At 44.9% G+C, this 15,066-nt stretch carries 12 protein-coding genes; 8 read left to right on the forward strand and 4 right to left on the reverse strand.

Annotated features, from left to right (window positions below; all coding sequences use genetic code 11):
* Positions 1-46 precede the first annotated feature (46 nt).
* On the reverse strand, positions 47-1,390 hold the full coding sequence (locus NZ043_RS19955; protein ID WP_339309100.1) for an MFS transporter: 1,344 nt from the start codon (positions 1,388-1,390) through the stop codon (positions 47-49).
* A 30-nt stretch (positions 1,391-1,420) separates the two neighbouring features.
* Complete coding sequence (locus NZ043_RS19960; RefSeq protein WP_339309101.1) at positions 1,421-1,867, reverse strand: MarR family transcriptional regulator; 447 nt, start codon at positions 1,865-1,867, stop codon at positions 1,421-1,423.
* A 230-nt stretch (positions 1,868-2,097) separates the two neighbouring features.
* Between NZ043_RS19960 and NZ043_RS19965 the strand changes: the two genes are divergently transcribed.
* From NZ043_RS19965 to NZ043_RS19975, 3 genes are all read left to right on the forward strand, one after another.
* Entirely contained in the window at positions 2,098-2,571 is a 474-nt protein-coding gene (locus tag NZ043_RS19965) for an RbsD/FucU domain-containing protein (RefSeq protein WP_339309102.1), read from the forward strand.
* Positions 2,572-2,836: 265 nt separating this feature from the next.
* A complete protein-coding gene (locus NZ043_RS19970) occupies positions 2,837-3,337 on the forward strand; it encodes a GNAT family N-acetyltransferase (RefSeq protein WP_339312805.1) in 501 nt (166 codons plus the stop codon).
* A 77-nt stretch (positions 3,338-3,414) separates the two neighbouring features.
* The gene (locus NZ043_RS19975; protein WP_240767976.1) at positions 3,415-4,035 is read left to right on the forward strand and encodes a TraX family protein; all 621 of its coding nucleotides are present in this window, start codon (positions 3,415-3,417) and stop codon (positions 4,033-4,035) included.
* Positions 4,036-4,160: 125 nt separating this feature from the next.
* Here NZ043_RS19975 and NZ043_RS19980 read toward each other — a convergent pair whose 3' ends face one another.
* Positions 4,161-7,868, reverse strand: coding sequence for an amino acid adenylation domain-containing protein (locus NZ043_RS19980; protein WP_339309103.1), 3,708 nt, complete (start codon positions 7,866-7,868; stop codon positions 4,161-4,163).
* Positions 7,869-7,914: 46 nt separating this feature from the next.
* On the reverse strand, positions 7,915-9,657 hold the full coding sequence (locus NZ043_RS19985) for a methyl-accepting chemotaxis protein (RefSeq protein WP_339312807.1): 1,743 nt from the start codon (positions 9,655-9,657) through the stop codon (positions 7,915-7,917).
* A 510-nt stretch (positions 9,658-10,167) separates the two neighbouring features.
* Here NZ043_RS19985 and rpiA point away from each other — a divergent pair.
* The 5 genes from rpiA (at position 10,168) to NZ043_RS20010 (ending at position 15,040) form a co-directional block, all read left to right on the forward strand.
* The gene (gene rpiA, locus NZ043_RS19990; RefSeq protein WP_091032039.1) at positions 10,168-10,839 is read left to right on the forward strand and encodes a ribose-5-phosphate isomerase RpiA; all 672 of its coding nucleotides are present in this window, start codon (positions 10,168-10,170) and stop codon (positions 10,837-10,839) included.
* 25 nt (positions 10,840-10,864) lie between these two features.
* On the forward strand, positions 10,865-11,464 hold the full coding sequence (locus NZ043_RS19995) for a GNAT family protein (protein ID WP_256332287.1): 600 nt from the start codon (positions 10,865-10,867) through the stop codon (positions 11,462-11,464).
* A gap of 15 nt (positions 11,465-11,479) precedes the next feature.
* A complete protein-coding gene (locus NZ043_RS20000; RefSeq protein ID WP_017689273.1) occupies positions 11,480-11,941 on the forward strand; it encodes a MarR family transcriptional regulator in 462 nt (153 codons plus the stop codon).
* A 285-nt stretch (positions 11,942-12,226) separates the two neighbouring features.
* Positions 12,227-13,315 carry a cobalamin-dependent protein gene (locus tag NZ043_RS20005; protein WP_339309104.1) on the forward strand — a complete coding sequence of 363 codons (1,089 nt, stop codon included), beginning with the start codon at positions 12,227-12,229 and terminating at the stop codon, positions 13,313-13,315.
* Between the two features lie 15 nt (positions 13,316-13,330).
* The gene (locus tag NZ043_RS20010) at positions 13,331-15,040 is read left to right on the forward strand and encodes an ATP-binding protein (RefSeq protein WP_339309105.1); all 1,710 of its coding nucleotides are present in this window, start codon (positions 13,331-13,333) and stop codon (positions 15,038-15,040) included.
* Positions 15,041-15,066: the final 26 nt, after the last annotated feature.

A 15,066-nucleotide genomic window follows, 5' to 3' on the forward strand; every position in this document is an offset into this window, starting at 1 on the left:
TTTCTCGGTGTAAACGCGTTTTTATGTTCAGAATGACCTTAATCAATCATTCGTGTTTACTTTTATTCGACTGGCTAGTTTCGGTGTTGCCGGCTCCAGATTCTGAATTCTTGGATTGATCTTGAGGTGGTTCCGTTGCAGTGATATGAGTATGAGCGAGCAGAGCATGAGGTTCAATGGAGAAGCTGCCGCTTCGTTTTCCCTGAATCAGATATATAAGCAAGAACAGAATCATAAACATCACGGAATATCGATACATATCAGTATAACTGGTGATGGCCGCAATGGCGCCAAGTAGAAGGGCACCGGTCGCAATACCCAGATCCAGCGAGTTCAAAAACATACCGTTAGCCATACCCCGTTGAGTAGGAGATACAACTTGAATCATCCAGGTCTGCAGAGACGACTGCATGGAACCATAACCGATTCCGTAGATAAAGGCAGCGATGAACAGTACGGACATGGAGGTTGCATACGAGAGCAGAATGAGGCCGACAGCAACGAATATTGCCCCTGGAATGAGCAGTGCTTTTGGACCTTTATTGTCATAGATCCGCCCTGCAAATGGTCTAACCAATAACACGGCGAGTGCATTGAACAAAAAGAACAGTGCAGGATTGGCCAGATTGGCTTCCTTACCATACAAAACGATGAATCCGACAAGCCCACCATAGGTAATGGATAACAGGCAATTCAGCACACTGGGCAGAATCAGCTTGCGGTTGAAAGGTGTCTTCTGTTTTGGGTTGGACCCTGAAGCACTTGTTGTGGCTTGTGGCATGATGGTTGTACTGTTATCGGTTCTGACTGCTTTTTTGCGTGTCAGTGAATAACTCAGTGGATAGATCACAGCGAGGACACCCGCAGTACATAACATCAGAGTTACAAATCCAGCACCCTGGAGCAGAGTAACCCCAATGATTGGCCCCATAGACATAGCCAAGCTAGTCGATAGACCAAAGTAACCCATACCTTCACCCATTCGTTTGACGGGCACAATGTCCGAGGCCATCGTTGGAAAAGCGGTACTGCTCATACCAAACCCGATACCAAACAACATTCTCAGCAACAAGAGCACAGCTATACCAGCAGCAAAATAATAGCCGAGCGTTGCCAGCAGGGCAACGGACAGGCCTATATAGATCATGGCGTTACGAAGGCCCTTCTCCAGCGCTTTCGCGGAATAGAGACGGGCTGCAATGGCACTTAGTGCAAACAGACAGGTGAATAAACTTACTTCAAATGCGTTGGCGTGAAATCGCTCCTGAACGTAGGACGGAAGCGGAGAGACGATCATGTGCAGTTGCAAGAACAACAAGAAGTTGCACAGCATCAGCAGTATAAAATCGGTGGTCCATAGTCTAACTTGTTGTGTAGATTGTTCTTTCATGATGTTGTATTCCCCCTGAGTTGTGATTCATTACAAGTTGCGGTTAATGAGGGAAAGAGTATGTTTAAATGCTTCCATCTGGTCTTCGGATATACCTTCAGCAAGTTCTTTATTCATTTCTCTTTCAATCGGAACGAGGATATCAATTAACGCTTTGCCTTCCGTGGTGAGATATAACAGATAGGCTCTGCGATCCTGTTCGCTGGTCCGGCGTTCTACCCAGCTTTTTTTCTCAAGCAGATCAATAATCCGCGCAGTGGTGGGTTGGTCTTTGAAGACACGTGCAGCAAGCTCCTTCTGATTAACACCTTCACCGCGGTCAACATTAAAGAGAACAGAAAATTGCTCTGTCGTAATATCATAAGGTTTGAATCGCGTCGCAAGTAAAGCTACAGCTTTACGATGTGTGAAACCCAGCATGAATCCAACAGATTGTTCCAGTGTATAGTCCATGTGATTGCTAGACCTCGCTTCCATAATAAGATGTCCCGATTAATTAGTTGTTATAACAACTATATGTCAAACAAGTATTTTTGTCAAAATGAAATATTCTCTTATCGAACGTACGTGTGCGCTGTGCAATCATCCAAAAATACTGTTAGAATAGTGATGAAACCGCTTTTATGGAATCGATATCAAAGTGCTTGAAGTATGGAGAAAACCAATTTGCTCTAACTAATGTTGGAGATGACCAAGGAGAGCTGTATATGCTAAAGAATATACCCGCAATAATACCTCCAGAGTTACTCAAAATCATGTCCGAAATGGGCCATGGAGACGAGTTGGTTCTGGCGGATGGCAATTTCCCCGCAGCCAGTCATGCCAAGCGACTGGTACGCTGTGACGCACTGGGAGTCGTTGAACTGCTGGATGCCATCCTGCAATTATATCCACTGGATACCTATGCTGAGCGTCCCGCTGCTGTCATGCAGGTTGTGAAAGGGGATCAGGTGATCCCGATCATATGGGAAGACTATCGCCGGTTGATTGAAGAATACGAAGGCATTACGGATGCTTTTGATCATGAAGAGCGATTTGATTTTTATAAACGCGCTTCGAATGCCTATGTGATTGTTGCAACTGGTGAGCGCGCCCAATATGCCAATCTGATTTTGAAGAAAGGCGTCATTTTCCCCGATGCTGATTCTGGTCAGGAACAGCAGAATGCTGAATCGAACTGAATAATTACGGCGACGGAGCAGTGGATGCTTTGGTCGCCTTTTTATTTTTGCCAATACGAAGTAAATATAACAAAACGTACAGAATTGGTATGGACTAGATAAGCAAGATGCAATCTGGAAGCGCGCATGAACGAATGTCAGCTCACTGCTCAAGATACTACAAACTTTGATGCAGATGATGAATGGGGAAAAGGAAAAGAATGTTTTACAATTGAGAAATACAAACGATGAGACGATGGTCTCCATCTCAGAGGAGTTGAGTGAAATGCAGCACCGAATCAGACAAGCGGGTCTTCCTGATAGTAACGAAGTGGGTCGATTGTTCAATGAGTACAGGATGTTCTACAACCAAAATGCTGACATTGAGGCAGCACGTCAGTATATTAGAGAACGAATGGAAGGCCATGAATCGGTGATTTTGGTAGCAGAAACAGATGCGGAAAGTGAACATGGGACAGATGAAAGTAACGGTATGTCACTCTCGAATGGCTTAATCTGTACTGGATTCGTTCAGCTATATCCCAGTTTCAGTTCGGTATCAATGGGGCCTGTCTGGGTGCTTAATGATCTATATGTGTACCCGGATTATCGTCAGCAAGGCATTGCCAGGAAGCTCTTGCAAGCAGCCAAGCAATTGGCATCTGAGCGAGGAGTTCTTCGTATATCACTCTCAACTGAGTTAAGTAACAAACAAGCACAAGCTTTATATGAATCCGAAGGATATGCACAGGATACCAGATTCATGTATTATGAACTTAATGTATAAGAAGTTGCTCAAAAAGACGCATTATATAAATGAATGGCAGACTCGTGTCGTCGGGAAAGAGGGAGGGGAGTCGCAACATGATGCAGTGGATTGCCATGATCACGATGTTAATTGATCATATAGGGGCTGTCTTTTTTCCACATATTATAGAGTTGAGGATCATAGGTCGTATCGCTTTTCCAATTTATGCTTTTGCAGTGTATATCGGTTATAAACATACACGAGACGTACAAAAATACATATGGCGGCTGTTCTGGATCGCGATCATATCACAGGTGCCGTTCATGGCTGCGTTTAATCATTACTCTCTGAACGTGGTATGGACATTGTGGTCAGCCCTGTTGGTATTATTTGTTATTGATAAATTGCCATCCAAACTACTGGGGATTCCGATTGTAATTGGAGCAGGTTGGTTCATGGAAATTAGCCATATGGATTACGGGATGTACGGGTTGTTATTGGTTCTGTTATTCCGTTATTTCCGGGGTCCTGTACTTGTCGTGGCACATGTCGTGTTAAATGCACTATATCTTCTCCTGCATAACAGCTCTGTGCAAATGTATAGTGTGCTCGCAACCGCCGGCATTGCTATTGCTCAGTATTACCAAGCGGGATTCCGTATGAAGGGGCCACGTTGGGTCTGGCGTTATTTCTATCCAGCGCATCTTGCCATCATTGCAATTATCCGATGGGTCTAAAAGATTGATATAGAAATGCTAAAACGTCTGAAAAATGCGAAGTAAAGAAGCCACCTTCTCGTCAGTGAATGACGATGAGGTGGCTTCTGCGTATTCCTATTAGTTAAAGTTGAACTTCACGGAACTTACTCCATTGCTGTAGAAGTGCCGTTATGGCGCCGGATTGCAGACGGGAAATATCCAATCTGAACGGCGTAGTCTAACATGGCGGAGATGAAGCGATCATCTGTTTTTGCACATGAGATTCCGGCAGGTTCCACATAAGCCGTTGTGACAGGGCAAGCATAGACATATGCTGAATCCTTCGCGCCGTCGCCTTCAAGCTGTGCAATAGCCAACTGAAGAGCTTCCGGCTCTTTACTGATGCTCGCATCGAACAACCAACGTGTGTAATCCGCGAATGGTAGCGTCTCAACTTCGTAACCAGCCCGATTCACAGAACGGATCAGCTCGTCATAGCGGATGGGCTCCGGATTACAGATGTGGAATACACGACCGGCGGTATCCTGACGTAAGGCCAGGTGAACGATAGCCTCACTTGCATAGTTGATCGGTGTAAAATCAACCATCCAGTCAGCCGCAGGAGCCTTGCCGAGCAATAACATTGCTTTGATCATACGATAAAAGGCGTTGCTATCAATATTGGACTGGAAGCGTCCAGTTTCGGAGTGGCAAGTGAGATTACCAGCACGATAGATGCTGACAGGTATACCTTCCTCTGCCGCAATCATGAGCACTTTCTCGGCTTCAAGTTTGCTGTCCGAATACAGGTTGTCCACATGCAGGTCAGCCGGGAACCGATCATATTGCAGGGAAGATTCCCATTGTCCGCTGAGTGCCAGATCTTCTGGAATACCCATCGTGGATACATGGTGGAAGGAAGCACCTGGTTTGCTGCGAATCAAGTCAAGCAATGCGACCGTTCCTTCCACGTTTGTTTTGGCGAACTGATCGGCATCTCCAAAATGACGTACGTCTGCAGCGCAGTGGATGACACGGTCAATTCGATCCTGAACATAAGCCGTTTGTTCAGCGGACAGACCGAGATTAGGTTGTTCGAGATCCCCTTCAATAATCTCCACACGAGTGGAGAGATGGTCAGTCAGTTGTTTGCCGAAATAACCTTCCAACACGTTAGTCAAACGTTCCATTGCAGTTATTCCATTGGATGGTCGACGAACAAGGGTGTAGATTCGTGTGCTGGAATTCAGAATTAACTGTTGCAGCACATGAGAGCCCAGATAACCAGTTGCTCCAGTCAGCAACACATGCTCAGGTTCACGAATGAGCGGGTACCCCAACTGGGATGTTAGCTCCACAGGGTGTTCGGATAATTGTGTAATCATACCGTCGGTCACCACTGAATCCGTAACTTCTGCAGCACTGAGAGACAATACTTCCACACGCCGAGCGAGAGCGCGGACTGTTTTCTCGGCAAAGAAGTCGGCAATTTTCAGCTGCGGATAATGTGGCTTCAGAATGACCAGTACATGAATGACCCGGAGTGAATCACCACCGATATTGAAGAAGCTGTCTTCGACACCGAAGTCATCGTGCTGAAGGATTTCTTTCCATGCGTCCAGGATAATGGATTCCGTCTCCGTCTCAGGCATGACCCGGTCAGGGCGATCTTCATGTCGTTCCACATGAGGCAGGGATACCATCGCTTTGCGATTGATTTTTCCAGTCGGTGCAATCGGCATTTCATCCAGCTGACAGATCCACTTCGGTACAAAATAAGAAGGAAGTTTCTCCGTCAGTTCTGCCTTGATGTCCGTAACAGAGAGGGTACTGCCATCTTTCGATGTAAAGTAACCAACCAGCATATTTTGTCCATCGGATTCTTTCTTCGGAATGACGGCAACGTTCTGGATCTGATCAAGCCGTGCAAAGTGATCTTCAATCTCCCCGATCTCAATCCGGTGACCACGAATTTTTAGCTGTGAGTCACTGCGACCGACATATTCCAGCAACCCGGTATCCAGCAATTTGGCAATATCGCCAGACTTGTAGATTCTCTCACCTATCGCAAACGGGTTCTCAATGAATGCTTGCTCAGTACGTTCTGGCTGATTGAGATAACCTTTGGCCAGTGCAGGGGTAGCAATATATACCTCACCAGGTACACCTGCCGGACAGAGCTGTTGTTCTTCATTTACAATGTATACTTTGTAGTTATGAATTGGTTTACCGATAGGGATGTTCACCACATGTTCGGGAACCTGCTCACTGATGCGGTGAGTAGTTGTGGCTACTGTACATTCGGTAGGTCCGTACACATTAACAATATCAATCTGGTTTCCAAATTTGCGCTGGAAGGCACGAACCTGTTCACCATAGAGCGCTTCTCCGGCTACAGTAATGATTCTGACTTTGGCCAGCTTGTGGAAACCTTCATCGGATAAGTAGGAAGCAAGCTGATTGAAGAAAATCGTGGGCAGTATCGTAATGATGTTTGTTCCTGTCCGTTCAATTGCACTTGCGAATTCTTCAACGGATACACGTTCTTCCGCAGACAACAGATATAATTCTGCTCCATAGAACAAGGCGCCAATGGTATCCCACACGGATGCATCAAAGCTGTATGTAGCAAACTGGGTTAATACATCACCTGGTTGAATGTCACAATCACGCTGAACCACACTGCCAAGATTGGTTACACCCCGGTGGGCAATCAGTGCACCTTTGGGTTTACCGGTCGACCCTGACGTGTAGATAATATACGCAAGATCATCTGGCTGAATATCCAGATTGGGGTTACTTGCTGCAAATCCAGCTAAACGACCATCCACAGCGAGAATCTGACGGACCGTAGCTATACTGGAGAACAAGCTGGAAGCTTGGGCATAAGAAGCCTCCGTTGTCAGCACGAATGAGGACGCCGTATCTTCCACAATATAACTGTTACGTTCTTGTGGATGCTCAGGGTCGATCGGAACATATGCACCACCTGCTTTCAGAATTCCAAGCAGGGAGATGATGGTCTCCAGACTTCGATCCATAAAGATACTGACGAATTCACCTTTCTGCAATCCATTGGATAACAGAACACGTGCAACCTGATTAGCTCGTTCATTCAATTCTCTGTACGTATAACTTTTGGATGGCGATGTTATCGCCGGTGAATCCGGATATGCCGCTGCCGTTGCTTCGAACCAGCCATGAACCGTCTGATTCTCTGGTTCGAGAACAGAAGTATCATTCATTTCACGGTAAAGCAATCGGTCTGAGGCGGAAAGAATATCTACCGTACCGATTGCTTTCTCACCGTCACGCACAAGGGCGAGTAGAAGAGTCTGATAATATTCTGCATATCTCAGCACGGTAGACTCTTTTAACAGTGAACTATCATAGAACAGATCGAGGATGAGCATGTTCTGATCATCTCGAACGTTCCAATTTAATATTTGAGGAGCTTGAGGCAACTGTACACTATTCAGCATAAAAAACGATTCAGGGTATCCACCGTTTTGCAACGTGTATTCAATCTTGAGCTGTTCTGAAACCTCATGACATAGTTGGCTGAAGGTCAATTTCCCCTGAATCTGTAAAGAAAGATAGGAAGCTGCCTGATCGGGGGAAAGTATACCTATGGCAAGTTCCTGTTCAGCTGACAATCGGAATAACAAGGCTGCATAAGCTGAGAGGAGTACCGGGTACACCATCTGTTCTCCATACTTCTGTTTAAGTTCACGGCTCAGAGAAGCATGTAATGTGATTTGAGCAGACTGATAAGAGAATGATTGTTGACGTCGCCCAAAATCCAGTGGAATCTGCAGAACTGGCAAGCTAGATTCCATGGAATGGGAAGAAGATGGTTGGTTTTCAATCACTTCAGTTATTCCTCCTTGGTTCAAACCGAATGTTTGTGGATTTGAATTATTGTTTGCTTACATTGAAATGAGAGATCAATTCTTGGAGTTCCTCAGACATGCTGTTAAGACGTGTGGAGGAGTCCACCAGTGTAATCAAAGATGCTTTTTGCTCATCAACAGATGAGGAAATTTGTTCACTGCTGTTTGCTGTCTTACTTACGCTTGAAGACAAGTCATCTGCCGTAGCGGTCATTTCCTCCGTACCCGCAGAGATTTCTTCCGTCGCGCTTGAGACTTCCTGAATCTGATTAGATACTTTTTTCGCTGCTTCTAAAATATCTTCGAACAGTTGTCCTGTTTGATCGGCTACGCTGAGCCCTGTATCTACTTCTGATGTACCTTGTTCCATAGCACGTACAGCTTGTTTAATTCCGGCTTGAATCTCTTGGATCAATACGCCAACCTGGCTGGTTGCTTGTTCAGACTGCTCAGCAAGTTTGCGTACTTCACCTGCAACAACTGCAAATCCTCTTCCTTCTTCACCAACACGAGCTGCTTCAATGGATGCATTAAGAGCAAGCAAGTTAGTCTGGCTGGAGATTCCCGAGATGATATTGAGAATATCGCCGATTTCCTGTGAACGACTCTCCAGAACCTTAATGGCAGAAGCCGTATTCTTAACCGATTCCGTAATCAGATTCATCTGTTCAGATACCTGACGGACAACACTGTTACCTTGTTGCGAACGACGTTCCATCTCATAGGCTTCATCCGCTACACTTGCCGAGCTGCTGGCAATCGTCTGGATTACGGTAGCCATCTCGGACATGGCACGTGCACTATCCCGGGTTGCCTGTTCCTGTGAACGAATGTTGGAAGTGATTTGAGTCACATTATTATTAATAGAATCTGCATTCTCACTGTTGCGCTCGGATACTTCATATAGTTCTTTGGCAGACTGATTTACTTCTTGTGATGTGATTTGCACTTTAACGATAGTATCGTTGATTTTGCGAACCATGGTGTTGAACTTCTCGTTAACGAGTCCCAGATCGTCTTTGCCTGTCGGAATGTTGACATTCAAATTACCCCGACTTACGTCATCAATTCCTTTGATCAAGTGACGGATAGGGGAAAGTGTGTTTTTAACTACAAGGTATTGGATAATCAGGAATAACAGCAAGAAGGCGACAAGGATGATAATTCCGTTTTTAAGCAAGGAGTTCAGTCCTGCGGGTACGGCTGATGCATCTGCATCAATGGCAAAATATGAGAAAATCTTTCCGTTGCTGTCTTTGATTGGATATGCAATGGTTGTCCATGTTCCGAAATCATCGGAATAAAATGTTGTGAATGTTGGGCGATCCGTATTAAGCATTTCTTTCAGTGCATTGGCTACAACGACCGGCTGCTCATACATGTCACCAATATTTACGTTCTCACTTTGAAAAGCCTCTCTTAGGTTGGTCGGCATCGCTACAAGGGAAGTTAATCTCTTGTTATCGCCACCGAGCTCAACACCGAAGATGTAGGCTTGTGCAATGTTAGGATAATATTCTTGCATTTCATCGAAATACGCTCGTAATTTCGTTTGTGTTGCTCCATCATAGCTACCTTCCGCAATAGCAGCTTGTACCTCGGCAGGATTGATATCTTCAGCCCACTTTTTGGTAATTTGTTCTACCTGTCCATGCAGTTGATCAACAAGAACTGTTTTTTGGAAATAGTAACTGCTTGCGATAAGTGCTACCCCGATGATAATGATATTGGTAAATGAGAGTAACAGATTTTTGGAGAAAAACGACATGCTTTTCCAACTTAATGATTTCACTTAATTCCACTCCTGATCTTCTTTAAATTAAGAAACTTTAGGGTTGCATTCGTACAGTGAACTAGATCATTCCGTGATCCCCTCCAAAGGAAATTTATGCGACCATGGTCTTGGTTTATCAGTCGCTTTCGTAGAGACTTATGTACCGTATGAACCATAGGTGTCTAATTATTAAAACACATCTATAATTAATATGTCGTATAAAATGTCGTTAAATTGAATAGTATCGTTAAATTTTTTTTAATATTTTACGTATTTATGGACATATCAGATGTATTATAGGTATTTAGAACTGTTTATTTTAAAATTTCCCATTTTTTAGCTTCATTCTGTATTCTATAACATGGTGGGTAAAAATACATCCTTCAACAAAACAAAAATATGATGGCAAAGATGCAACAGAAGGCACGGATATACATCGGAAGCGGTTTTATCTATAATAACTACATATGCATTTCTCAAATTATGAGCAGCGGGGGTTTATAGATGAATCTTAAACAGATAGCAGCAGAGCGTGCGGCAGAATATGTTGAGGATGGAATGAAGGTTGGTTTGGGTACAGGTTCAACAGCTTATTATGCCATCTGCCGGATCGGTGAGCGGGTACGTGATGGATTGAACATTCAAGCAGTTGCCACTTCAGAGGCTTCGGACAAGCTTGCCCGTGAATGGGGGATTCCCATCGTCCCATTTGACCAGATTGGACGTCTGGATCTGACCATTGATGGCGCTGATGAAGTAGATCCCGAATTTAACCTGATTAAAGGGGGGGGCGGGGCTCTTTTGCGTGAGAAAATCGTGGCAGCCAATAGTGACAAATTGATTATTGTAGCGGATGGCAGCAAAGCCGTGCAAAAGTTGGGGAAATTCCCGCTTCCAGTTGAGGTGGTTCCATTTGCTTCTGAGTGGACCTTACAGGCGCTCGAAAAATTGGGGTGTCAGCCACAGTGGCGGATGGATGGACAGCAACGTTATCTGACAGACAACGGAAACCTGATAGCAGATTGCCACTTGGAGGCGATTGATCACGCTGCGGACCTTAATGTTCAGTTGAACATGCTGCCAGGTGTTGTTGATAACGGACTATTTGTGGATATGGCTAGTACAGTCATTCTTGCCAATGCGGACGGAAGTATCGAAGAGCTTCATCGTTCTTAATATGGAAGAGGGTGCTTTTCATCGTATGAAAGAACTGCCTATCGTTGATGGTGAACTTGTACTCAGGTGTGTGGAGAAACAGGATCTGAAAGAGCTCTATGAATTGATCTACAGTGATGACGTACCTGAATGGAAGCAATGGGATGCACCCTATTACCCACTTAAACACGAAAGTTATGAAAGTTTTGAACAAGGTATGCTCAAACGTATGGACGTAGATCCAGGCGATTCCAAACCCGTGTCAATCCGTATTATTGAATCCGACAGACAAATTGTGGGTACAATCAGCTATTACATAGAAGATGAGTTATCCATGTGGCTGGAAATGGGGATTGTAATATACAGATCTGTCCAGTGGGGACGCGGGGTTGGCACACGTTCACTTACCATGTGGTCAAGTCATTTGTTCGAACAGATGCCTTTGGTTCGGGTTGGATTGACTACTTGGTCTGGTAATGAACGTATGATGCGTGCGGCTGTGAGAGCCGGATTACAGGTGGAGGGGCGAATGCGGAAGTGTCGTATGGTTCGCGGGCAGTACTATGATTCAATTCGTATGGGGATGCTCCGTGAGGAGTGGGAGCAGAAGCGGGCCTCTCATACGAGCCGAAATGTAAACAACTGATGGAGGATTATTGAAATGCTGAACACGGAGGACAACCGGGAACTGTCTTTACAATTATTCGTGGTTCTTGTTCGGGCCTACAATTCTGTGACCTCACGTTCCAATCGGGACATCCAGAGTCACGGACTGAATACGACAGAATTTGGTGTGCTTGATTTGTTATATCATAAGGGACCGCAGGCATTGCAAAAGATTGGTGAAAAGGTGTTAATGTCCAGTGGTAATATTACGTACGTTGTAGATAAGTTGCAAAATAAAAATCTGCTGTTTCGTCGACCATCCAAGGAAGATCGGCGTGTCATTTACGCTGAGTTAACCGAGGAAGGAAGAGAATTGTTCACACAGATATTTCCTCAACACCATCAGGTCATCATTGATGCTTTGGAAGGACTTGACCCTTCCGAGAAAGTGGATGCGATTAAGATGTTGAAGAAGCTGGGATTGGCGGCAGAAGGGAAAACTGACTTGCGTTCATAACGCAGGTCAGTTTTTTTGTGGATCTCGAAAAGTACAGGCATATACTGGCTGACTGGCTTGCAAGGCCCTCCATAATATAGGAAGATTGTTCTATACATTCATCGTGTGTAAAACATGATCATCGAAAGTTCATGTATAATGGAACAGAACGATTAAGAGCGGAATGGATGGATTGGATCAAGTAGAAGAACCTATCCCGATTGCAAGTTAGCTAACATCGATCTCATTCTGGATTAGTCACGAATGATGATGGAGATGTGATGCGGGTAGAGGAGAGGTGCATCTATGAGTCATCAAGAAGCAGGAGAACGTTTGCTCCAAGAATCTGCGAAATTAGCTGATAAAATAACGGAGAAACAGTATCTCAGACAGCCCGATTTACTTGAGCGATTTGGCGAGAATGGAAAAATGCGAACCAAACAGGATTCGGAGTATAGCTTGAACTATTTGGCAGAAAGTGCGCTCGTACAGAGTCCAGGTCTGTTTACTCATTATATTGCCTGGCTGAAAGTTCTACTTGAGGGTTATAAGGTATCACCAGAAGACCTGGCGATTAATCTCAATCTGATCAAAGAGACATTGGAAGAAGAATTTGACCATCCGTCAAAGGCATTTTTGCTTGAGTACCTGGAGATGGGAATATATAGAACAACACACATGGAGTCACAGGCGGGTTACATCAACGAATCCATGCCATATGGAGATGCCGCGCAATCGTACTTGCAGTGTTTGCTTGAGAATAAACGGAAAGAAGCCTTCGAGATCATTGAAGCCCAGTTAGAAGCTGGGGTGACGATTCGTGATATTTATCGATATATCTTTCAGCCCACCCAATATGAAATTGGACGATTGTGGCAATGCCATCGTATCAGTGTGGGACAGGAACACTTTTGTACGGCAGCGACCCAGTCATTCATATCACGTCTTTATTCTCGCTGGTTGATTCATACAGGTCAGGATAAAAAACTAGTGGCTACCTGTGTAGGTAGTGAACAACATGAGATCGGACTGCGTATGCTCACAGATGTGTTCGAGATGGAAGGTTGGGATACGCACTATCTGGGAGCCAATGTTCCCAATGGAAGTGTAATAGAGGCTATAGAGCGGCATCAGGGCGATGTTGTTGCGATATCGGTTACGATGACATATCACCTTCATCTGGCCAAAGAGTTGATTCATCTGATCCGTCATCATCCGGCAACGGCACATGTGAAGATTATGGTTGGGGGATATCCCTTTAATATTGATCAGGAGTTGTGGAAAACGATAGGAGCTGACGGTTATGCTCCAGGAGCCGATGAAGCGGTAGCGGTTGCAGAACAATTACTGGCTCAGCCAGCTACATGTAATCAGCTTGATATGGTTAGGGATTAAGAGAGGGATGATGTGATGTCTAATGAGAGCGGAGAGATACAGAGGCTACGCAGAACGATTGAGCAGTTATCGGATCAGATGATTCGGAGTAAAGAGCAAGAGGAACGGACACTTGCAGAATTCTCGGATATGAATAATGAACTGGTGACACTCCAGCGTCTGCTTGCAAAGAACAATAACAGTCTTGAAGCTGCACGTCAGCAAGCAGTAGATGCAGGTGATTCAAAAATCGCATTTATTGCAGGTATCAGTCATGATTTTCGTACACCATTAAATGGCATATTGGGGATGGCTGAGATGCTCAAGTTGTCTCCCTTGTCTGAAGAACAGGAGAATTCGGTTTCCGTTATACAGGATGCTGCCAAACTGCTGCTTAAGCTGATTCAGGATCTTCTGGATCTGTCCAAACTTGAGGCGGGTCAGATGCGACTTGAACTGGGAGAAGTGGATCTGCAAGAGACGATAAACTATATTGTTCGTTTGCTCGAACCCCAAGTCAGAAAGAACGGAAATCAGTTATCGATAGACTGTGACCCCAGAATCTCTACTCTTCTTGAAGGGGATCCAACGAGGATTACACAGATACTGATCAATTTAATTCAGAATGCGAACAAATTCACATCAGAAGGTACAGTGCGGATACGAGTTACCCTTATGGAAGATGATGAGATTACACAAATGATCCGATTTGAAGTCGAAGACACGGGGATTGGTATCTCGGAAGAAGATCAGAACCAGTTATTTCAACCCTACGTGCAGACTGAACGAGGACGCTCAAGTGAGTATGGAGGAACGGGCCTTGGATTATCGATCTGCAAGTCTCTCGTTACACTGATGGAAGGTCAGATTGGAGTAGACAGTCAGGAGGGGGAAGGATCAACATTCTGGTTCGAACTTACACTTGGTAAGAAAGACGGTAACCAATCCGCTAATCAGTCTGTTGCTTCCGCTCAAGAGCATCAGGGGCAGGATATGGATGATGAAGCTCCTTCTGTATCTGTATTGCTGGCCGATGATAATGTCATCAACCGACAGCTTGTTATGTTACAGCTCAAGAAACTGGGAATAACCCAAGTGGACGCTGTAGTGAATGGGGAAGAGGCAATAGCTGCTTTTCTCAGCAAAAAATACAGTTTGATTCTCATGGACTATATGATGCCATTGATGGACGGTTTGGAGGCAACACGCAAAATCCGCTCGATAGAAATGGATGAAATGCGCCATTCCACACCCATTATTGCAATGACAGGTAATGTCATGCAGGGAGAAAAAGACAAGTGTATGGAAGCCGGAATGAATGACTTTATTGGCAAACCCTTCACACTGGAAATTTTGAGTAAGATGATCGAGAAGTGGCAGCAATCCTCCGAACCGACAGAGGTATTAAATATGAGCATCGTACATGAGATTGCGGAATTAAACACCGATGGCGATCGTACACTCCTTGGTATGTTGTTGGACATGTATCGTACCGAAACACCTGGCAAGATTGAGGTGCTGCGCAGACATATTGTGTCGGGCGACCATGTTGCTGCAACTGAGGTAGCCCATGATCTGAAATCAGGGAGTTTGAGTCTGGGGATTCGTTATCTATCAACTTTGTTTGCCCGGATAGAGCAGTTCGCGAAGGAAGGTCAATCACGGAAAGCAGAACCTTTGCTGGATGCTTTGTTACCCGCCTATCAAGCAGCATGTGCGTCACTGCAACGAGTAAGTAAAGATTGAACATTCTAATAAGGAAAGAGGGTAGG

This window comes from Paenibacillus sp. FSL k6-2145 (assembly GCF_037976585.1).
GTDB lineage: Bacteria > Bacillota > Bacilli > Paenibacillales > Paenibacillaceae > Paenibacillus.

What these genes read in the sequence shown, in the direction of transcription:
- NZ043_RS19955 (WP_339309100.1), bottom strand. Translation starts at nt 1,390, where the DNA reads ATGAAAGAACAATCTACACAACAAGTTAGACTATGGACCACCGATTTT.
- NZ043_RS19960 (WP_339309101.1), bottom strand. Translation starts at nt 1,867, where the DNA reads ATGGAAGCGAGGTCTAGCAATCACATGGACTATACACTGGAACAATCT.
- NZ043_RS19965 (WP_339309102.1), top strand. Translation starts at nt 2,098, where the DNA reads ATGCTAAAGAATATACCCGCAATAATACCTCCAGAGTTACTCAAAATC.
- NZ043_RS19970 (WP_339312805.1), top strand. Translation starts at nt 2,837, where the DNA reads ATGCAGCACCGAATCAGACAAGCGGGTCTTCCTGATAGTAACGAAGTG.
- NZ043_RS19975 (WP_240767976.1), top strand. Translation starts at nt 3,415, where the DNA reads ATGATGCAGTGGATTGCCATGATCACGATGTTAATTGATCATATAGGG.
- NZ043_RS19985 (WP_339312807.1), bottom strand. Translation starts at nt 9,657, where the DNA reads ATGTCGTTTTTCTCCAAAAATCTGTTACTCTCATTTACCAATATCATT.
- rpiA (WP_091032039.1), top strand. Translation starts at nt 10,168, where the DNA reads ATGAATCTTAAACAGATAGCAGCAGAGCGTGCGGCAGAATATGTTGAG.
- NZ043_RS19995 (WP_256332287.1), top strand. Translation starts at nt 10,865, where the DNA reads ATGAAAGAACTGCCTATCGTTGATGGTGAACTTGTACTCAGGTGTGTG.
- NZ043_RS20000 (WP_017689273.1), top strand. Translation starts at nt 11,480, where the DNA reads ATGCTGAACACGGAGGACAACCGGGAACTGTCTTTACAATTATTCGTG.
- NZ043_RS20005 (WP_339309104.1), top strand. Translation starts at nt 12,227, where the DNA reads ATGAGTCATCAAGAAGCAGGAGAACGTTTGCTCCAAGAATCTGCGAAA.
- NZ043_RS20010 (WP_339309105.1), top strand. Translation starts at nt 13,331, where the DNA reads ATGTCTAATGAGAGCGGAGAGATACAGAGGCTACGCAGAACGATTGAG.